Origin of the sequence: Rickettsiella endosymbiont of Dermanyssus gallinae, from assembly GCF_019285595.1 — a bacterium.
GTDB lineage: Bacteria > Pseudomonadota > Gammaproteobacteria > Diplorickettsiales > Diplorickettsiaceae > Rickettsiella_B.
Genome location: NZ_CP079094.1, coordinates 985,800 through 1,007,579 on the forward strand (window position 1 = coordinate 985,800; position 21,780 = coordinate 1,007,579).

A 21,780-nucleotide genomic window follows, 5' to 3' on the forward strand; every position below is an offset into this window, starting at 1 on the left:
CTGAAATTAGGCCGCGATACGTCCTGCGTCCGGCACGCACTCACTCCTTCGGAGTTCATGCCCGTGCCTCCCACAAATGACTTTACGGCGTGATGCGTTTCCTGCTTCGCCCGTCAACGCACGCCTATCGCGGGCTCTTCGACTTCGCATTGCTTTCACAATGCTTTCCTGTCTCATCGGTAGAAGCATATTGTGGCAAGTTCAGCTGGTGCATTTGATTGGCGATAGGCGTAGAAACATCCTTGGTAGCAGGTCGGTTAATGGCGGGTAAATTATTAAATAGCGGATCATTAATAATAATTTGTAAAATTTGTAGCGCATAAGCGGATAAATTTTGCTGGCTATTAATATAACCCTGTGGATTGGCTAACAATGAATTTAACTCTTTATCATTTTTCACGATACCTAAAAATTTCCACATATTATCAATGAAATTCTTAGATGGAATTGGCGTAAGTGCTGCAGCATGCTTAGCTAGAAAATGTGCTTTTTGAACAAGTGTCAATTCCTTGTTTTTCCAAGTTGCAAGTATTAATGTTTTATCCGTTTCTGACGGGGTTAATTCACGCAGCTGTTTAAAATTTTTGAGCAAATCTTTTTCACTATAGCTTTGAGCCATTTGTAGTGCTGTATCTAAGATTACTTTTTTTTCAGCGCTATCTATGTCAGAAACATCGTTGATGATTGCGCTGATTAATTCTAATGTACTGCTTGGGTTGATTTCCTTTTTTGCCATAGGATACTCGAAACGGTATTTATAATTATAATTCTCCCTGCTATTCCTTAAGAAGAAATCCACCTTCTATATCAAATGCTGCGCTATATCCCTCTTAGCCGATAAAATCTTATATCATATTTTGTTTAATTACTGAACAGCTGTAATCAATTATACTGATAAGCCAGGCAAAATAAACACCGTGCGTGGAAAAATGAATTCATTGGATAAAACTCGAGACGTTACGGTAGGTAAATGGCCATTTTTTATACAAAACTGACGTTAAGCAAGAACAAGCGAAGGTGTTGATTTTCGTGGTCGGGGCGACTGGATTTGAACCAGCGACCACCTACACCCCATGCAGGTGCGCTACCAGGCTGCGCTACGCCCCGATGTTTTTTAAAACACCTAAAAACTGCGGGGAATTCTAACAGTTTATTTCTTATTCAGCTAGCCTGTAGCACATGCTGTTTTGGGAATTGTAGTAAATTTGTAGTAACTATCCTTTCTGCTGCTTTCTTTAAGTGGTCACTATTCAAATGTGCATAACGTAACACTATGTCAAAAGAAGACCACCCACCTAACTGCTGTAGCTCTTGTAAGGAGGTACCATTTTGTACATGCCAAGACGCCCATGTGTGCCGCAAATCATGCCAACGAAAATTGTCTATCTTTGCTCGTTTTAATGCCTTCCTCCAAGCATGTGTATTACATCTTCTTATAGGTTTTCCTCGGTAGGTAAACACAAACTCATTATGTTTACCTATTTGCTTACGAATAATAGTAAGCGCTTCGGTGTTCAAAGGAACAGGAATTGCCTTTCTTGTTTTCGATTGACTGGCAGAAACTTGTGCATGTCGATTTGCTAAATCAACATTTTTCCACTGTAATCCTAAAACATTTGCCTTGCGTAATCCTGTTGCTAAAGAAAATGCAGCTATATCAGCTAAATGCGTAGGCAATTCTGCTAAGAGTAGATTGGCTTCTCTTTTAGTCAACCAACGATCACGTCCTTCCCCTTCATAACGAAGCGGAACCTTAGGTACTTTTTCAATCCATTCCCATTCATTAGCTGCTTTATTGAGAATAGCCCTTACTATTTCTAGCATTCGGTTGACGGTAGAGGGCGATACCTTCCTCTTTTCTTTTATCTTTGCTATTTTTTCAAGTAAAACGCGATCGATGTCTATTAGCTTTTTGTCCTTTAGATGAGGATCTACCCAGTTAAGCTGTAATATTACATCTTTCATACTTCGCTTACGCTTATCTTTTACTTCATCTAACCACTTTACCACTGCGTCTTGCCATATATATTTTGGTTTTTCTTTTAACTTATCTTGGCGCCACAACTCTGCTTTCAATCGATCATGCAGTTCTTGTGCCGCTATTTTGTCGGTAGTCCCAGTAGATTTCTGTATTTTATCTCCGTTGTGAGATAGTTGAATCCACCAGATTTTGTTTCGTTTCCAGAGTGCCATATTTTTCTCCTCTTATTGTTAGAGACACCCTGCGATATTTGGTTACAGGGCTGATCGTAAAGCGAACGAACATAATTAACAAGGTCTTCTTCCAGGAAACACCACCCTCTCCCAGGCTTAGCTGCAGCAATTTTTTTACTTGCCGCTAACCTTCGAAGACCACCTGGGCTCATCTTTAAAAATTGCGCCGCTTCTTCAAGATTGAAGGTTTTCATATTGGTAACTCCTATTTGTACAAACAAATCAAACTACGGATATTGATTGCTCCCCCAGTTCAATTTATCCAAATTGATTAACTGAAACTTAATTTAGATTACTAAATAAAAATGTATGCATGCGTACATTTTTTTTACATAAACTACGCCGGTAACCAAAAAAATAATAAGGAGTTTTTTTATGCACGAAACAACTCTAAGAAAAATAATTCGTTACTTTGGAAGCATTACTAAAATGGCCAATAAAATTGGGGTTAGCCGAGCAACTATTTATCGTTATCTTGATGGGAGTTCCATTCCACCGGACATTGCCTTTCGTATTGAAACTAAAAGCAAAGGAAAATTTAACTATAAGGCGTTAATTCCTTGGAAAGTTAAATACAACTTAGAGCTTGATACGTTTCCATCAACCCTCATGCACTTACCATTAAAGTACATCGTTATCCCAGAAGAAATTCCTTATTTTACTGATCAAAAAAACCTATCGCTGCATGAACACCGCGCTATCTGCGTAGATGAAAATAATCAGCTCATTTATGGCTTAGAATCCATCGAAACCAGCAAGAAACATGAAAAGAAAACGGTACTTTCTTGGCGGATTTCTTTATCCGCTCTACTAGAAAAAAAATATGAACCCAGTGTATTAGTTCAAACATTTTTAAGCAGCGAGCGAGCAGCCATAGGAATTGCGCTAAAAAGATACATTGGAGAGCGTCGCGGTAGAAATAATGTGGGCAAATTGCCCACAATTAAAGGCGTAAAGACCCGAGACATTACCGCTAAGATATTAGGTTTTTCCTGTGAAAGAACCTTCAGGCGTATCCAAAAGATATTACAGCACGGTTGTTCTGAATTGATCGAACAAATTGATCATAAAAAAATATCAATATCGAAAGCCGCACATTTATCGAAATTAACCCATCAAGAACAGAAAAATAAATTAAATATTAACTAATGGAAAAATATCATGCGTGATTATGCACAAATCTCATCCAAATTTTGGATAAGCCCAATGGGTAAAAAAATAAAAGATTGTGGGCTAGAAGCAAAAGTCCTTGCGTTGTATTTAATGACCTGTAGTCACGCTAACATGATTCATTTTTATTATTTACCCCTCTATTTTATCGCTCATGAAACAGGAATCCCCTTAGAGGGCGTTTCAAAAGGGATCAACGATCTTATAGAAATAAAATTTTGTTCCTATGACGCTGATACGGATCACGTTTGGGTACATGACATGGCGGCGGATGAATTAGGCTCACTTAAAAAAGGCGATAAGCGTGTTATACATATTCATAAAATCTATAAAAAACTCGCTAATATACCCCTTAGAAACGCCTTTTATGAAAGATACCGTGACTTATTTTATTTAGACCCTTCTAAGCCCCTCCGAAGCCAGGAACAGAAACAGGATCAGAATCAGAAACAGAATCAGGATCAGAAACCATTTCAGAAACAGGATGGTGATGTTGGCGCGACAGATGTCGCGCCCAGCAGCAGCCCATTAAAAATTCTTGTTAATAAATCCTTATGTTTAGTAAAAACGCCACTCGCTATCGACATTGCCATACCGCTAAAAAATAACCATCATTTTTTGGTAACGCCTACACAGCTAGAAAATTGGCAAAAAACGTATCCAAATATCAACGTTTTACAAGAACTACGCCAAATACAATCCTGGAATGAAGCAAATCCCGCCGAACGTAAAACAACACTGACGATTCCTCGACATATCAATACTTGGCTAGCTAAAGAACAACGAGAATCGTTACACCGTCAACAATCATCGCCCGTAAAACGCGTTAATAGCTTAGCTGAGCGTGGGTTAAGCCCTACGCTAGATCATAACCTTACCGTGGGTAAAAAATGGCTCAATGTTCTGCAATGACCAAAGAATAACCAGGAGAAAACAACATGCATGACAACGACAAAGAATTATTTTTGCAATGGCTAACCCTGTTAGCAGAATCTTTTAACCGAAAAATGTCTAATTTATTGCTAGAGACGTACTGGCAATGTCTCCGTGCCTATCCTTTCGCCAAAGTGAAAGCCGCTATATTGGATATCCTGAGAAACCCCGATCGCGAAGTATGGGGCATGCCCATAGCAGCCGAATTAATTGAATTGATCCAAGGCAATAGTCGTCAGTTTGCACAGAATGCGTGGGCACAAGTTATCCATACCATACGGACGATTGGTCGTTATAACAGTGTGGTATTTGATAATCCGATTATACATTGTGTCATACGTGACGTGGGCGGATGGATTTACTTATGCCAGCAATCCGAAAAGACATTATCATTTTTACGCCAAGATTTTATAACCCGCTACCAAAAGTACCACGCTAATCCTAGCATTAATTATCCCCGTGTATTGAGAGGCAGTTTAGAACACGATAACGAGGCTAATGGCTTTGCTAATAGTCAACCCGATCCGATGCTAGTCGGTGATCCTAAGCGCGCCTTATTGGTTTATAAAAACGGTAGTAGCCCATTGGAGGTAAATTTTCCATTGTCTCTTTCAAAAGCCACTCAGCAATTTGAATCCGAAAAATAAAAATAAATAGGAACAAATTATGTTTAATTTAGTTGAAACCATCTCGCAGTATAATCAAGCGCATCACTCAAACATAAAATCAAATAAAACCTGGGGTCTTGCTTATCTACAGCCAGAAGGCTTGGCTGTTTTAAATAACGGTGAACAACTCACTGAAAAATCCGTTTACCATGCCTCACACTTTGTTACCGATCGTAAAGCCTTACACATGGCATTAGCCAGAGCAAAACACCAGTCGCCTCATGAAGCATGGCCGGTTTTTAAAAATATCATTCAACAATTAAAAACGGATCAATCCATTTTAGATCGATTAACTTGGGAAGAATCGCTTGCACGTTCATTCAGTTACCCTATTTTAGAGCAACGTTTTAACGAGGCAAAAGTAGAAAATGATACTAAGACTCAACAAATGATTAATCAAACCTATAAACAATGGAAAATACATGAGCCTTTTCAATATCATTCAAGCCAAGGTTTATTATTTTTATTGGATGTTATTACCCGATATCAAGATCATTTTTCAGAAGCACAAAAAGAACTAGGGGCAAAACAAAAAGCATGGATGAGCTCTGTGCGTCTTCCCACGGCTATTGCTGAAATTATGAGTATTTTTTGCTGTTACAGTCAAATAAACTTCACCTATTAAGAGAACAAGTGATTGAAGCGTTGTTATTACGCTTAAAAGCCATCGAATCTCAAGGGCAAGTAACTTGTGATGATGCTGGCTCTATTTTTGCAAAATGTATCCCATCGTTAGGGTTGCCCACTATTCCGTTGCCTCACTATCAATTGAAGCTTGATAACGCTACATTTAATCAAATTCAGCGTGCTATCGAAAAGTATGGCGATGTAAATCAAAAAAAATGGTTGTATCAATTAAAAAGGTATCAACTTAAAGAATATGGTTTTATTACTCTAGCATCACACCGTTTATTAATTCCAACGCCTATAAAGAAATGGGTTGGATTATTTTTTAATCATCATCGCTTACAATTCTTAGAGGCACAGCAAGCGTTATTAGCACAACTTTCTTTTCCTATGGTTTTTGATGTCCAATCCTCTGAAGCACTGACCTTATCTGATCCGGCATTACAGATAGTCATAACACGCCATGAATTGTTACAACAGTCACTTCAATTACTTATTAAACAACAGCCTAATCACTGGTGGCAATGGCAACAAAAATACTGGCATAAAGCATGGAAAGCCTGGCTTATCGAACAAATTCATAACAATCAAGACTGTTTATCAGATTGCTTAGCCGCTTTTTCCCAGCACATACAAAGCCATAAAGAGCGGCTAAATGAAACGATATATCGTGAGAAAGTACAAACGACTATTCAAGTTATCCAAACATTAATCGACAACGATCCGCCTGAACATCAAGATACATTATTAACATCGACACTTGAACGTTTGTCTACCTTACTAAAAGAACAAGAGGAGAAACATAACAGACACTCCTTTTCTGCTTCAGATGTTTTGTTACTGAATTTTAAACAGGACTTATCGACTGTTTTAGCCAATTATATGCAATCTTATCAGAATCAAGGCGTTCCTATTCCGGACAAAATACTCTCAGAGATTAACTATTTATCAGACATGCTCACAAACTCCATTGATATTGTGAAATTTGGGGAGGAACTTACGCAGCGCTATCGACAACCTATTTTGTTTAAATGGGTGTCTGCATTGGATTTCAACACATTGCGTCGTCATTTAAAAACCGTGCTTGAGAACCCAAAATACAGCATGGAGCAGTTAAAACTGGCCGCGCAGCCTCACGTTGAGCAAGCTGTCTCCCAGAAAACCGATAAGTTATCTGAATCCTATTCATTTTGTGATAGCTTATCTTCTCATAGTTCATGGGAAAAAATTGATCCGCTACAAGCACAAGCTCAACCATTAATAAATAATCCTGAAAACCCCTCTTCTTTTTTTAGAAACTCTTTTAAATTCACTGAGCAACCATCAAACGCTTTTATAGTTCGTGCTACCGCATAAATAAATTTTAAAAGAATTTCTAACGAGGAGAGATAATGAGCAATAAACAAAAAAATAGCCTCACTATAAAAGGAGATAGGATTATAGATGACGTTTATTACCAAAAAGCAATTAAGATTAACCAAATATTACATGATGGCTCAATCAATAAAAGCAATCGGGTACGGGTTGTTGCAACCACCATTCTAGCCTTATTAAAAGACAGCGATATAAATCGTGAAAATGACTGCCTTTCCATGATAAACGAGTTAAATAATAGGGCTGAAGAAGCATTACATGAAAAAGACAAACGAGAATTTATACATTACATAAAAATATCTGCTCCACCGACCTTCGATTACCACATTAAATTTAGAAAAGCATTATTAGAAACCCTGAAAGTGCTTGAGAGTATCAATATTCGTTCTGCAATGCATTCGGGTACGGATATTTTGGGTATATTTTATGAGAAATTTTTAAAATATGGCAATGCAGCAAAAGAAATGGGGATTGTTTTCACGCCTAACCATATCACTCGTTTTGCTGTTGAGGTATTAAATATTACAAACAAAGATAAAGTTTTAGACCCTGCCTGTGGAACAGGTGGGTTTTTAATTTCTGCGCTTGATAAGGTAAAAAATGAAGTTAACCACGAAGAATTTGAAAAATTTAAGTCAGAAGGTATTTATGGCATAGAACAAGACCCAGAGATTGCTGCTTTAGCGCTCGTAAATATGATATTTAGAGGAAGTAGCCGCATTAATCTTGAAGGTGGAAATTGTTTTACAACCACGAAATTTATGGACTTAAAAGTATCAAAAGTCCTCATGAATCCTCCTTATTCCCTTAAAAACCCCGATGAAAAAGAATATAAATTTATAGATTTTGCTTTAAACAAGCTGGAAAAAGGAGGTTATTTATTCGCTATCGTTCCTAACTCCGTCATGTTGCTATCGAATGCTAAAAAATGGCGATCTACGCTATTAGAGGAAAACACTTTAAAAGCCGTGATAACGTTGCCAGGTGACCTGTTTTATCCTGTCAATGTATGTACTTATGCCATTATTATTCAAAAAGGAATCCCCCATCAGGATTCTAGTGTTATGTGGGCTTGGTTAAAAGATGGACTTGTAAAAAGGAAAGGCGTTATGGTTAGTGCTTCTTCACAGAAAAATAATATAGAAGCGATAAAACACGCGCTTATTTCACACTTTAATAATATTAAGGTAGAGGCTAGCCAGCGTGAATTTATACAAAAACCAATCCATTATGATAGCTATCTTGAATACGCCCCAGAGAGCTATTTAGAGGATGAACAATTTTCAGATACCGAATTAGCATTACAAACTAAAATCGTCGTAAAAAACCTTATTCCTTCTTATTTATGCAAACAATAGATTTTTATTTTGATATACAACGGTGCGAGTCCAGTAATTTATATGATTACTCCGCTGGGGAAATTCCCTTTGTCTCTAGTACAAAATTAAATAATGGCGTGGTGAAATATGTCAGTCTTTTAGACGAAAACGAGCTAATAAAAAATGTTCCCTGTATCGTGGTCAATACCTTTGGTTTTGCAACGGTGCAGACAAAACCTTTTATTGGCGGTGGTAATGGCGGCGGTTATATTAATCCATTAATTCCAAAACAAGCCATGAGTATGATTGAACTAGCTTATTATGCAGGTCAAATAAACTTACAGTCCTGGCGTTTTTCTTATGGCAGACGCGCCATTAAACGTAGATTGATCGCGTTAAAATTAAAAAAATTTGATAAAAACGTTTTCAATGAGAATATTTTACTCGATTTAAAAAATAATATGATGCTTCAAATCAACCACTTTATTGATGATTTTAGTCATATCACTCTGTTATCGAAATAAATGATATAAAGATAAGAAGCTGTTCATAAGGAATTGGCATTCTTTAAGGGCATTTTGCGATGACGAGATTTGCAACATCAGTAGGCGCTTGGGATGTAGTTGGGGTAGGAAATAGTGTCAACCGTGATCCAGCTATGCTAGGTTGTGATAGCGTTTGTCCTTCTTGTTCTGCTAATAATGCTTTTAGACGTTCTATTTCTGCATCCTTCTCTTTTAGCTCCTCCTTTAATTTTTTACGTTCACTTATCGTATCAGCCTCTATCTGCTTACGTTTCGTAATTGTTTCATAGGTTTTATGATCATAGCAGCGTCGTAAGTCATCATCAGAAAGAGAAAAAAGTCTGACTGCCATTCGCTGCTGCGCAACATGACAATCCATGCAATCCAATACGACATCCTTCAGCCATTTCAATAATGACTCGGCTTTTCTTTCAGTTTCATCATCAATATTTTGTTGTTCATTGGCAGCTAGCTCCCTGAACTTTTGTAAATTACTCTTAGTATGCTGAATCCGGTAAAGATAGCGTTGCGCCCAATTCTTTGATATTGGATCATTTCTCTCTGCTTCAGACTGATGATCCGGGTGAAACATTAAGAATAATTTTTTAAGGATTGCTGCAATATCAGCATCATGCTGGCGTATAAATTCTGTAACCTTACCCGAATGCGCTGTCAACGCTGCTTGAAAGGTACTCCAACGTTGTTGCAAGGGTGGAAAAAAATATATACCAGCACCCAAACGCTCGATAGCTTGTAACATGAAAAAGGCAAATCTAGTAATCGAGGATTCCAATGTCAATGGTACTTCCGGGTTTAGATATAACCAGCATCCTGGTTTTAATAACATACGAGCTAAATCCGCATGCGACACCCTGATTCCAGCGTCTCGAAACCAAACACTTAGGATCATTTGCGTGATTAAATTTAACTCTTTACAAAAATCTTCATGAACCGCTTGCACTAAACGATAGAGATTTCTTTTATCTAACTCTAGAATCTCATCTTGTTGAAATTCTATGCCTTCTTTGCTTATGTAGTCCTTAATTTTTGCAATAAGACGAGGTTCGTGTCGAGAAACTAACCAATGTAAAAAAGAGCGCCTTTCAGGATGAGGAATCGAATCCAAATAAAACCAATCCGTTTTAAAGAAATCCTCGCTTAATTTAGTTAAGGTTTTATCTAGTAGGGGCTCACAATGCTCAAGCGGTATTGTTTTCTTTCGACTGAATTTGAATCGAGAGGGCTTTAACGGATTTTCTCGTAAAATCCCTTTTCTAAAGGTAAATGGCCAATTAAATGTACTCATAAAACTCTCAAATAAGGCCAGTGTCGTCGATTGATAATTCAGCGCATACTTCTCGCTGTCCCAGTACTGTGCAATGATCTGTTCGTACAATGAAAAATACAACCAACAACGTTCTCGTATTAATTCTGGGGAATGTAATTCTTTTTTTTGAGCCGCTTGTTGAGCAGATTTTCTTAATTGTTGACTGATAGCGAGTAACGCTGAAGAAGAGGTTTCTGTAGTACTTGGTATTGTCGTATACAACAATTTCAATTTACCAAAAAATTGTTGTATCCATTGTTTTAAGCGATCCATCCAGGAAGGCGATAAATCCAGTTCACTGGTATCTTTTATAAGTTTTGTTAATTGTTTCAATAATAGATTTGGTAAGTATTCTTTTTCTTTTCGCGGTAAATCAGATAATTGAGTGATATAAACATGTAGCATACAAATCATATGAACGTAAGATTTATATGTGCTATGTTCTTCATCAGGCGGTGGGCAGTCTTGATCCGTATGACGCAGCCCATTTAAAAATTGTTTAAAACAGAATTTCAGTGCATGCTGGTGAATCTGAAATAAAGCACGGTCTACTATGCTGTCGATGGGTTTTTTAGATATGGCTTCACGTACTAATCGGCTTAACTGCTTTAAATAAAGCACTTTAGGTGCAATCGCCATCACGCGATTGGCATGCTCTGTCCATCGCATTGATGGGCATTCTATTAGTTGATCGTGACAGCATTCTGCAGTGGTCTCTCGATAGACATGCATCACGAGTAATAGTAGCAATAAAGCAGACACCCAATTACTTTGTACGTTCTCGTCAGTTGCGTATTGCTGTTGTAGCAGGTTATTAAGTTGATCAATCAGTTCTTCATATCCCTGTTTAATAAACGCTGAATCTGCCTTTTTCAGCCCTGCTCGCAAGGATTCAATCCAATCCGATGTCCATACCTGAAGCTGGGTTTTAGACGGCGACAAACAATCGTTTAACCAGTCGCGGAGAAGTTGATTGTGCTGCAACAGCGGGCTTACAGTATCTGAAATGGTAATTCCTGTATTAGGGCGCATAGTTATGCTCGGGTAAAACAGAATTCTCAGCTGTCGTATTAGCTGCTTGCGATGTAGTTGGTACAGAAAATAAAGTTACCCGTGATCCAGCTATGCCAGGTTGCGGTGACATCTGTCTTTCTCGTGCCGCTAATGACGCTTTTAGACGTTCTATTTCCGCATCTTTCTCTTTTAGAACCTCTTCTCCTCGAGCCTGTATGGTTTCTTTTTCCTCATCTTCCTTATCTACGACTACTGCATTTTCTTGTTTTTGTTGCTCATCAATGGGTGGTTCAAGAGCTTTCATCTGTTCTTTTATTGCAGCAATAGGACCATTCATTAGCTTTTCCATGATAGTGTATAATTCACCTTTATGGCCGTTATATTTACTTCTGGCATCCTTAGCCCTACTAGCATATCTGGCTTCCAAATCAACTAACGCCTGATTAATAAGCTCTACTCTCTCTTCTGATAATACCGCACATAAATCACTGACATATATTTTCGCGCTCGCCAGTCGCTCTTTGCCAATCTCATCATTAGATTTTAAGAAATTATCAAATTTGAATTTAAATCGTCTCAGGAACGGCAATAGACTGAGATATTCTAATTCCATTCTCACTAACGCTAACACATAGTAATTTTGCAATTGGTTAAAAAGACTTTCTATTTCCTGCGCCATTTTCGGTGTCACACTACGCAATGCTTTACTGTTAGTATTAATAGACAGTGTTTTATTAGAATCTTTGGAAGTAGCTTGTATCACTTGAACTGAAAGGCCATTTTTAATAGCAATATCAGAGACTAATTTGTGTTTCTCTATGATGGCTAAAGAATTCTGAGGAACAAGAAATAAATGAGATAAGACAGATATCCTATCCGCCTGACAAATTTTGTAAGCATAAACCCAGGCATCCGTTTTGGAGTCATTTTGTTCCTGAGTTGGCATAAAATAATACATGAGTTGATTATTTTGAGAAATCGTTGGGTAAGGCGGCTCCCACTGACAAACCCCATTAGGATCAATCCCGAAATAAATCACCTGTAATAAATCATCAACGGTTGGCACTTGCCGTTTTTTATCTTCTTGATTGAACGTTTCAGAACGATACAGATAAGGATATAAACTACTACTCAACGAGTTAATAGCAGGCATACGTGTTTGGGATTTCTTGATACGTGCTACACCCCCTTCATGGGTTTGATTTTTTTGGGCTTCACAGAGTTCTGTTTGTTTATTTACCCAGGTAGTATCCATACCAGCATAAAAATCTTTATTATCCGCTAATTCCTCTTTTAAGTATTGAATATCTACCATCAACGCTTTGGCTAACTTATGCATGACAGCAGAAACGACATAAGGCCTTTCTAAGGCATTATCTAGCTCCATTCGATGACTCGGATATATTTTCGTATTAAATGAGCTAGGTAATTGAATCAAAGTATCATTTTTTTCCCAAATAGTACTCCAATGACTAGCCAGGTGTTCTTTGATCAACTTCTCTGAATTTTCGATAGATAATAGTTTTTTGAGCTTGCTCTCTGCCGATTTATCTGATTCATTTCCCATACTGCATTGGCTGAAAGAACAGGGTTCAACTAAGATTTCTTTGAGCAACTGGAGTGAGCTTTGCTTCTTTTCATTTGCTTGAAGCCACGCTAGCAGTCCATTGCGATCATGCTTCGGTAATGCTGTTCCTTCTTTCAGTTCGCTGAGAAATTGAAGAAGTTCATCGCACTTTTTGATTTGCCAACCGCGTAACTTGCTAGCCATTTCATAGACTAGATGATCAACCTCCATTTGCTTCATCTCGTGCTGGGAAATGGGTTTACGTAAGAAAATTTCCGCAATAAGTAATTTTTCCTTCTTGGAATTTTCAGCCTCATGCATTGCATGTAGAAAAATACGCTGTCCAACTTCTTCTATTTCTTTTTCTTCAATTAGTAAGGGAGACCAGCTTGGCTTACCGTCAAATGGATCATTGAGTTTAGTGATGTCAATTTGTTGAAATTTTGCATATGCAAGAACAATATCAGCATAGATACTAATAAGTTCTGCGTTGTTTGTCGAAGGTGCACGCATTATTTCTGAATTAGCAATCGCTTGTTCTATTTCTTCTAATCGCTTAATGTAATTCTTAATGTCTATTAAACTACTATTATACCGCTCAATTACTTTTATTTTATTTAAACCAGCTATATACAATAACTGACGAGGTGGCGGTTCAATCGAAGATAAAAATTTACTAAATTCCGCTTTAAAGCGTTCAAGGTTATTCTGAAGGCTTAATAAATAGGATGGACACTTTCTGCTATCATTAGATTCTAAGTCTTTAGTAATATCCGTTAAGGTAGAATGGATATCTACAAAATATTTTTTTGCTTTATCTAAATTTCTAACACTACCCTCTAAATTAACCAGATAATCTTCTGCTTGCTTATGGATGCCATTAAGAGAGGTATTACCGACAGTCTGGAAATCATAGGATGTTTCTGCTTTTCTCTCGAGTGATTTATCTGGATTTTTTTTGTCTTCCCATTCCTGGCATCGCTGTTGTATAGCGTGTTTAATATGGCTCCCGCCTTTATAACCAGCCTTACCAGCAATATGAGCTACATGTGCCAGATGCAGTCCTTCGAGTGTCTCCCATAAGATTTTAAGCATCATAAACGCCAGTCGTTCAATACCCATACTATCTCCTTTTAAGTATTTAATTTTTTAGTAAAATCAGGCCGAGTGCTTAATCATTAAATTTATTTATAAACAGATAAATAAATTACCCTTAATATATCATTTACTAACTTAATAATTATCTTAACTTAAGATGGATTTATTATTTTTATAATAATCACTTTATAAATTAAGAATTGTTGATTTAGAAACCGCTATCGACATGCAAAAATAAGGAACCCTATTATCGATGTTTTTTGTGTATTTGCAGTAAATAAGTAAGCTATTACCCACTATATTGAGCTAGCTATTTGGAGTCTAGTAGACTGTAAACACGTCTAAGCTTGATTTATCTAGGTTGCCCGCCCATTTCACGATGTGAAAACCAGCCAAGACCTCACTTTTCCATCGTCTCTACGATACTTGTAAAACTGAGGTCTTGGCTTTGGGCGGGCAGTAAAGTAAATCAAAGTAAAAAGGATATGAGAAAAAAGAAAGATATATATTTTTAGAATACGCTATCTTCTTTTAGAAACCCTATAATCTTTGCTCTGATTAATTTCAGCTTCTTCTGGAGAATGATGAGCAAAGAATTTTGATTCGCCTAAATAGGTCCTTGATTGACATCTATGCGACTGTATAACATGGCTGCCCCGTTGTAGATGCTTTAATAAAACGGTGACGATTTCTCTATATTTTCCTCTACCCGCTAAAGCTAAGGGTGTTTTACCATAATTATCTTTGGCACCAACGTTTGCTCCTTTACTGATCAAAGCTTCAACAATATCTTTTTGGCCTCTTTGCGCAGCGTAATGCAACGCTGTCCAACCTTCTCGATCAGGAAAATTTATATTTGATCCTTCATCGATTAAAAATTCAATAAGTGTTATATCACTGCTATAAGTAGCATGATGCAGTAGAGTCAGTCGGTTGTCATTGATGGTAGCATTAATAACCCCATCTTTTTGCACTAAAATTTTAATCTTATTTAAATCATTTATCTTAATAGCAATAAATAATTCTTGTGTTAATTTCAAGATATCCTTAATTGAAACATCTGTCGTCAGATCGGCGACTTTATTATTGTAATTATCCACTGCATTAACATTTGCTCCATTTTCTAATAAAGCGTTAAACACTTCTTTATGGTTATGATGAGCCGCATAATGCAATGGTGTAGCGCCATTAATATCCATTGCTTCAATATCTGATCCATTCTGCAATAAAATACAAACCATCTCCAAATAGCCACTTTCGGAAGCAAAATGTAAGGCGGATCGATTACCTAAGCTATCAAGTGCATTAATGTCTATCTGTTCCTCTTTAATCACTGTTTTAACGGCTTCTAAATCGCCCTTTTTCACTGCCAATTGGAGCGGCGTAAAATGTTTATCTAATACAGGACTATCTCCTTGAATATGCGATAGAATATTTACAACCCCTTTTCTTCCTTCCGGATCGCCGTATTTCAAGGTCTCATCAATAGCTTTTACGTTGATTCTAATATTTAAAATATCGGGATGATCAGGCCCTAAAATAACTTTTCTTTGATCAAATCCTTCTTCATAAGCTTTTATTGCTGCAATAAACCTGCCTTGCGAAAAAAGTATATCCCCTATATGGTGTTGTGTATTTAAAGTATCAAAATGATCAACGCCTAGAACATTTTTTTGGATATCAAGAACCTCTTGATAAACGTGTAAAGCCTCATTGTATTGTTTTTGCTGATAAAGAATCCCTGCAATATGCTGTTGTGTCCTTAAGGTATCGGGGTGGTTTATACCTAAAACTAATTTCTTCCGCTTCAAAACCTCTTGGTAAATTTTCAATGCTTCTTGGTCTTTACCTTGGCTCATGAGTACCATGGCCATATTATTTTGAGCATTTAAAGTCGATGGATTATTTGCACCTAATGTTTCTTTTCTTTTTTTAAAAACTTCTCGATTGAGATTGAGCGCTTCTTCGTATTGACCTTGCTTCCCTAATACTAATGCCTTATGAAGTTGAGTTGTTAAAACATCAGAATGACCCGCGCCTAATGTTTCTTTTTGTTGTTGGTAAACTTCCTCATAAAGACCTAAAGCCTCTGAATACTTGCCTTGCATGTACAGCACTAAAGCAATACAGCCTCTTGTACTTAAAGTATCTTGATGAGTTGATCCTAATATTTTTTTTTGTTTTTGGTAAATTTCATTATAATTATTTAGAGCTTCAGTATATTTTGCCTGCTTATACGCAATATGAGCTATTTTCTTCTGAACATCTAATGTAGCTGGATTATCTAATCCAAACAGCGCTTTCCTTTTATCAAAAATCTTTTGAAGAATATTTAACGCTTCCGGATAGCCTGCTTTTACTAGTAATATATCAGCCATCGACATCTGTTCAGCCACATTATCTTGCAATAACTGCTTTAATTGATCAATTTTATGAAAATTATGATGAATTGCAGCAACAATAAGCGTTTGTCCTTCTCTATTACAAGCCTTCATAATAGCTTTGATAATATCAATTGCTTTTATTTTTTTTAGATCCTCAATAACCCTAGAACGGGCATTTTGAACACCTTTAAACGATTTATTTATTCGGTTTAGCAATCCAATAATCACTTCTTGTTGAACATCTGCAAAATCTAAGGGTGCTTTACCATCCGTATCCATGGCATTATATATTGCACCGCTTGACAATAAAGATTTAACGATTTCTAAGTGATTAAATTGAACGGCATAATGTAGCGGAGTCCAACCATTTTTACCTAATGCATTCGGATTAGCCTTGTTTTCTAATAGAACATTAACAACTTCAGCATATCCTTTCCATGCAGCATAGTGTAAAAGAGTGCTATTTTCTTTATTTTTAGCATTAACACATACGCCTTTTTTAAGTAGATTTTTAATTTCTAAGCGATTATTTTCTTTTACCGCTTCAAATAGTTTTTTAATTAATGTAAGTAAATTGAGAATAGCTTCATTTTTAGTGATATTTAATGGAGTTCTATTGAGGCTATCAGCCGCATTATAAATGCTGCCCTCGCTTAATAATACTTCAACAATATCTTTATGATTTTGATAAACGGCCAGGTGTAGTGGTGTTGCGCCATTAACATCTTTAGTATTAACGTCAATTCCTTGCGCTATCAGATATTTTACAACCTCTAACTGTCCTCCTACAGCCGCATAATGTAGTAACGTTTGATTCGCTACACCCTGATCATTAATGTTAAAACCCTTATTAAGAAAAAACTCTACAATGTTTTTATGACCTTCTCTGGCTGCAATATGTATCGCTTTTGAACCCGAAATATTTTTAGCATGAATATCAGCGCCTTTTTCTATCAAATAGCTTGTGATTTCTAAATTACCTGTCTGCGTAGCAATGTGTAATAGTGTCCAATTGTCATTATTTTTAGCATTAATGCTTTCTTCTTTGTTCTGTAATAATACTTTGACCACATCCAAGCGACTATGTGCCACACCTAATTCTATAGCGGTTCTATTTTTATTATCCTTAATGTTAATCGTTGCTCCACCACGCAATAAAGTTTCAACCACATCAGGGTGACCCTGTACTGCAGCTATATGCAGTGGTGCACATCCTTCATCCGATAAAGCATCAACATCAGCGCCATGGATTATTAAAACCTCAACTACCTCTTTGTGACCTTCTTGTGCTGCAAAATAGAGCGGCGTTATATGCTTAAGCGCAATGGCATTAACGTCAGCACCTTTGGCTATTAAAAGCTCAACGATCTCTTTATGGCCACTTTTAGCCGCGAGATGCAATAGAGTAGCGTTCTGAGGATCACTTACACTGAGATCCGTTCTATTTTTTAACAAAATTTCTAGAATATCTCTATAATTCGCTATAACAGCTAATGTTAAAACTTCATCACCTTCCGCATTGACATCAGCTCCTTTTCTTATCAAAAATTCAATCATTTCCTTGTCATGATGCTTCATTGCAAAAAATAACAGCGTGTGGTTACACGCATCCTTGATATGAAGGTCAGCGCCGTTTTCTACTAAAATTTCAATAAGCGCCTTATCACCCATTTCTACTGCAATATGTAAGGGTGTAGTGCCTGTAATATCTTGAATATTAACTTCAGCCTTATTTTTTATTAAAAGATAAATAATATTTTTATGGCCATTATATGTAGCAAGATGTAAGGCGGTCATATTATTATCTGCTTGAGCATTAACGCCAGCTTTATTTTTTATTAGAAGATCAGCTATTTCTTCATCACCCGTTTGAGCAACCATATGCAAGGCTGTAAAATTATCTCTATTTTTCGCATTAATATTTGCATCCTTTGCTAATAAAGCTTTAACAACCTCTTTACAGCCATTTTGAACGGCATAGTGTAAAGGTGTCGCATTATCTTTATCTTGAGCATCAATCTCAGCTTTATTTTTTAGCAAAATCTCAATAAGGGCTTGCTGTCCACTCAAGGCAGCAAGATGTAAGGGTGTAATAGTACTTTTAGTTTTAGCATTCACGTCGGATTTATTTTTTATTAAAAGCTCAACAATCGCCTGGTGGCCATTATAAGCGGCGACATGTAATGGCGTTCCTCCCGCATTAGCCTGAGCATGAACCTCCGCTTTATTTTTTATTAAAACATTAACGACTTCCTGATGACCGTTTTGTGCGGCAAAGTGTAAGGGTGTGGCACCATCTTCATTTTTAGCATTAATATCCTTAACATCCTGTTTAAGAAGCCTATCAACTATTCCCACAGTGCCGTTTGCAGCAGCAAAGTGCAACGGTGTCATACACTGCTGGGTAAGCAAATTAACATCTGCTTTATGTTTTAATAAAGCCTCAACAATTCCTTCATGTCCATCTTTTACCGCATAGTGCAACGGTGTGTTACTATAGGTTTTATCGGCTACATTAGCATCTGCTCCATGCGCTAATAAGCACTTAACAACTGCCTCTCGACCCGTCTCAGTGGCATAGTGTAAGGGTGTACACCCTCCCATTTCTCTTGTATTAACGTATGCTCCTTTTGAAATCAGCGCCTTAACCACTTCCAGATGGCCATTAAGTGCAGCAAGGTGTAACGGTGTCGTGTCTTTATCTGTTTTCGCATTAACATTTGCCTTCTTATCTAATAAGAAATTAACTAACGATAAATAACCATTTTCGGATGCAAGGTGTAATGCAGTAAAAGCACTCATCGCCTCATTAACATCCGCATTTGATTCGCTATCTAATAGAATTTCAACAACATCTTGATGATTAGCGAGCACCGCATTATGCAGAGGGGCAAAACCATGCATATTTTTGACCCGCGTATTGGCTTTATTTTTTAATAAAATCTCAACGCTAGCTTTGTGTCCATTTTTAACAGCAAGGTGTAGCGGTGTTTCGCCATGATTATCAATGGCATCCACTAATAGGCCACTTTCTAAAAAAAACGCTAGAACTTCGTTTCTGCCGTAGGTAGCCGCAATATGTAAGGGATTTTGGCTATTTCTATTCTTTACATCGATACTTAAATTGTGATCAAGAAGAAATTTAACAATCCGTAAATTAGAACCCTTAGCAGCGAAATGTAATGCTGTCCATCCATGGATATTTCTTGCATGAATATCTGCCCCTTGTTTAATACAAGCTTGAAACCCTTCAAAATCACCTTTTTCTATAGAAGAAAATAGGTTTTCCTGACCCATCAAGATAGCAAGGTTTTTATGATAGTGATGCGCTACTTTGCCAGGATTATCTTCTACCACTTGACCTATCTTCTTATGATCTTGAGTAGTCGCTTCTTCAATCAGTTTTTTGGCTTGAGAAATCAGGGCTATGGATGGATCAAATAATAATATATCAATTAAAGCATCGCCATGTGCCAAGTAATTACGTAATTGTTTGGCTATTAAAAGAGGTGAAAATTGATCTAAAAAAAATCCGTTTTCTTCAAATCGATTTGCAAAATCACCCATAATCGCCATAATATCGAGCACTAGCATTTCCACTGCAGCTTGTAATATTTTATCTTGCTTATAAAAAGGAAATTTTTTATTGTTTACAATATGCTTAAGTGTGACGATCCTTTCTTTCAGGTAACTCTTATGAGTTTGTTTCTCTTGTTGTTTAGCCTCAATAGTCAAAAAACTTTTTTTATCTTTTTGCCTATCTAAGCTTTTCCTCAACGCCTCTATTCCCTTAACCTGGCCTGCCTCAAATTCAGCAATAAAAAAAATTTTTTCAATTAATTCTACTATTTCGTTTAAATTATTCTCTGGTATTCTTGGCTTAACGCACTTATAAAGTTTCACTACTAATTCAGAAATTTCTTTTAAGTTATTAGATTTTAACGTTGGCGTGATATTTTTTAATAACTTATTAGCTAAGGATTTTACTCCCCTCATATAATTATCATCAATTTTTTCGTTTGTTATTTTAGTGCTTAATAGCTTTAATAACCCCAAGTTCAAGCCATAATCATCTCCAGACCTACGATTGAAATTTAAACCATCACTTTGGTTAAAATGCAGGATGTATTCAATTTTATTAAATAACGCTTCCTCATACTTTGTTTTTTCAGGTACTTTATTTTTTAACATACTGATAAGCGTTAAAATTTTCTCATGTTCTCTTGTTTTTACTTCTTTAAACATTTTTTCATGGAAATATGGCGGAACCATATTCAACAACTTAGCAATCGCTTTCATTTCATCGGCACACTGACTCTCTAAAATTCTTTCTAATAATATTCTGATCGTTTCAAATCTTTTACTTTGAATAATATCTTTGAGGGTAGGATGAATTTTTTTTAGATCGTCTTGGATTTTAGCAAAGAAATTAGGATCGGCTTTCCTTTCAATCTCTACCCGCTTCGATAGGGAATACGCATGTGACAATGAATCACGTAACGCTATGATGATTTTTCTCGTATGCTTAGGTAAATCTAACAATAACATTCCACTGGTAGCATTCGACAAGTTAGGGGAATCTAAGGTGTTTTTTAACCCTTCTCCCACAACCTGCAAAGCTCTCTCAATGGTTAATTGTCCTTCTTTTTTTCGAGGATCAACCTGTAACGCTAATCCTATATAATAGGCCATTCTGTTTAAATAATAGATATCTCTAAGCTGTTTGTAATCATTATACAAATCTTTCAGCGGCGGATAATCGGTAACAATATTTACAATAACATCTTCACGCTTGCATGTCAGAGGCACTCTCAATTTATTAACACAATTAGTACCTGCACCTTCGATAATTATTTTCTCTTTCTTAAAATTTTCTACAAAGTGATGCAAATGACTCAATAGCCTTTCTCTACTCAAAACTGAATTATAAAATAGATTAATCTCTTGATGTTTCACATGAAAAGAGATGAAAATGACCAAACAAAACTCTATTTCTTCCCAAGGTAATTTGTTATAGGTCGATTTTAATTGTCTTTTTAGTAGGCGGATATTCTTTGCAATAAACCGACTAACAAACAAAAATTTTTCATCTACTTCTTTTTCACCAGAATACTCCACCTTTAAAAACTCTATTCCTTCAAGCAGTAAAGCAATACGCCTTTTGATAGTTTCAATAGAAGTTTGAGTAGAATTATCTCCATCACGATTAGAAAAAAAACGTAAATTTATTAGTTTATCCTCTACAAAGTTTTCTATCGCATCAGATAATGATACATTTTTTAACTTTAATTCCTCATAAGCACTTGCAAGTAGGTTATCTAGCGCTTCGGGATGAACTGGATCTGAGCATTGATTAATGAGTTTATCAAGTCTTTCAACGTCACCCGAACGTATCGCACGATAAAATACATGGTGGGTTTCTATCCCTATATCGCGAGGCTGTACCGAAGCCTCTACAATATCAGTAGACGCACTGTTCATAATTGTAGTTTGATAATCCATAAAGGTAATCCTAAATATCCAGACAGTAAAGCAATCATTGAAAAATAATTTTATTTTAA

At 36.6% G+C, this 21,780-nt stretch carries 14 protein-coding genes and 1 tRNA gene; 7 read left to right on the forward strand and 8 right to left on the reverse strand.

The window, feature by feature from the left end; translation table 11 throughout:
• Positions 1–6: 6 nt before the first annotated feature.
• The 5 genes from KX723_RS04920 to KX723_RS04940 all read right to left on the reverse strand — a co-directional run bounded on the left by KX723_RS04920 (position 7) and on the right by KX723_RS04940 (position 2,408).
• Complete coding sequence (locus tag KX723_RS04920) at positions 7–177, reverse strand: hypothetical protein (protein WP_218813323.1); 171 nt, start codon at positions 175–177, stop codon at positions 7–9.
• Entirely contained in the window at positions 125–736 is a 612-nt protein-coding gene (locus tag KX723_RS04925) for a hypothetical protein (protein ID WP_218813324.1), read from the reverse strand. The genes KX723_RS04920 and KX723_RS04925 overlap by 53 nt, the downstream gene beginning before the upstream one ends.
• Positions 737–1,030: 294 nt before the next feature.
• Positions 1,031–1,107, reverse strand: a tRNA-Pro gene (locus KX723_RS04930).
• A 54-nt stretch (positions 1,108–1,161) separates the two neighbouring features.
• Positions 1,162–2,193, reverse strand: a complete 1,032-nt coding sequence (locus tag KX723_RS04935) for a tyrosine-type recombinase/integrase (RefSeq protein WP_218813325.1) — start codon at positions 2,191–2,193, stop codon at positions 1,162–1,164.
• Positions 2,100–2,408 (reverse strand): helix-turn-helix domain-containing protein, encoded by a 309-nt coding sequence (locus KX723_RS04940; RefSeq protein WP_218813326.1) that lies wholly within the window; start codon positions 2,406–2,408, stop codon positions 2,100–2,102. The genes KX723_RS04935 and KX723_RS04940 overlap by 94 nt, the downstream gene beginning before the upstream one ends.
• A 181-nt stretch (positions 2,409–2,589) precedes the next feature.
• Between KX723_RS04940 and KX723_RS04945 the strand changes: the two genes are divergently transcribed.
• From KX723_RS04945 to KX723_RS04975, 7 genes are read left to right on the forward strand one after another with little or no spacing between them, the layout of a single operon-like run.
• Positions 2,590–3,363 (forward strand): Cro/CI family transcriptional regulator, encoded by a 774-nt coding sequence (locus KX723_RS04945; RefSeq protein WP_218813327.1) that lies wholly within the window; start codon positions 2,590–2,592, stop codon positions 3,361–3,363.
• Positions 3,364–3,375: 12 nt separating this feature from the next.
• Complete coding sequence (locus tag KX723_RS04950) at positions 3,376–4,296, forward strand: hypothetical protein (RefSeq protein ID WP_218813328.1); 921 nt, start codon at positions 3,376–3,378, stop codon at positions 4,294–4,296.
• 26 nt (positions 4,297–4,322) lie between these two features.
• A complete protein-coding gene (locus KX723_RS04955; protein ID WP_218813329.1) occupies positions 4,323–4,964 on the forward strand; it encodes a DUF6475 domain-containing protein in 642 nt (213 codons plus the stop codon).
• A gap of 19 nt (positions 4,965–4,983) precedes the next feature.
• Positions 4,984–5,610, forward strand: a complete 627-nt coding sequence (locus KX723_RS04960) for a hypothetical protein (RefSeq protein ID WP_218813330.1) — start codon at positions 4,984–4,986, stop codon at positions 5,608–5,610.
• Positions 5,577–6,968 carry a hypothetical protein gene (locus KX723_RS04965; protein ID WP_218813331.1) on the forward strand — a complete coding sequence of 464 codons (1,392 nt, stop codon included), beginning with the start codon at positions 5,577–5,579 and terminating at the stop codon, positions 6,966–6,968. The genes KX723_RS04960 and KX723_RS04965 overlap by 34 nt, the downstream gene beginning before the upstream one ends.
• A gap of 35 nt (positions 6,969–7,003) precedes the next feature.
• Positions 7,004–8,344, forward strand: a complete 1,341-nt coding sequence (locus tag KX723_RS04970; RefSeq protein WP_218813332.1) for an HsdM family class I SAM-dependent methyltransferase — start codon at positions 7,004–7,006, stop codon at positions 8,342–8,344.
• Entirely contained in the window at positions 8,332–8,829 is a 498-nt protein-coding gene (locus KX723_RS04975; protein WP_218813333.1) for a hypothetical protein, read from the forward strand. Before KX723_RS04970 ends, KX723_RS04975 begins: the two co-directional genes overlap by 13 nt.
• A 43-nt stretch (positions 8,830–8,872) precedes the next feature.
• On the opposite strand, the gene KX723_RS04980 is transcribed toward KX723_RS04975, so the two are convergent.
• From KX723_RS04980 to KX723_RS04990, 3 genes are all read right to left on the reverse strand, one after another.
• Positions 8,873–11,188: a hypothetical protein gene (locus tag KX723_RS04980; RefSeq protein WP_218813334.1), complete on the reverse strand. Its 2,316-nt coding sequence runs from the start codon at positions 11,186–11,188 to the stop codon at positions 8,873–8,875.
• Complete coding sequence (locus KX723_RS04985; protein WP_218813335.1) at positions 11,178–13,859, reverse strand: hypothetical protein; 2,682 nt, start codon at positions 13,857–13,859, stop codon at positions 11,178–11,180. Before KX723_RS04985 ends, KX723_RS04980 begins: the two co-directional genes overlap by 11 nt.
• Positions 13,860–14,356: 497 nt before the next feature.
• Positions 14,357–21,721, reverse strand: a complete 7,365-nt coding sequence (locus KX723_RS04990) for an ankyrin repeat domain-containing protein (protein WP_218813336.1) — start codon at positions 21,719–21,721, stop codon at positions 14,357–14,359.
• Positions 21,722–21,780 lie beyond the last annotated feature (59 nt).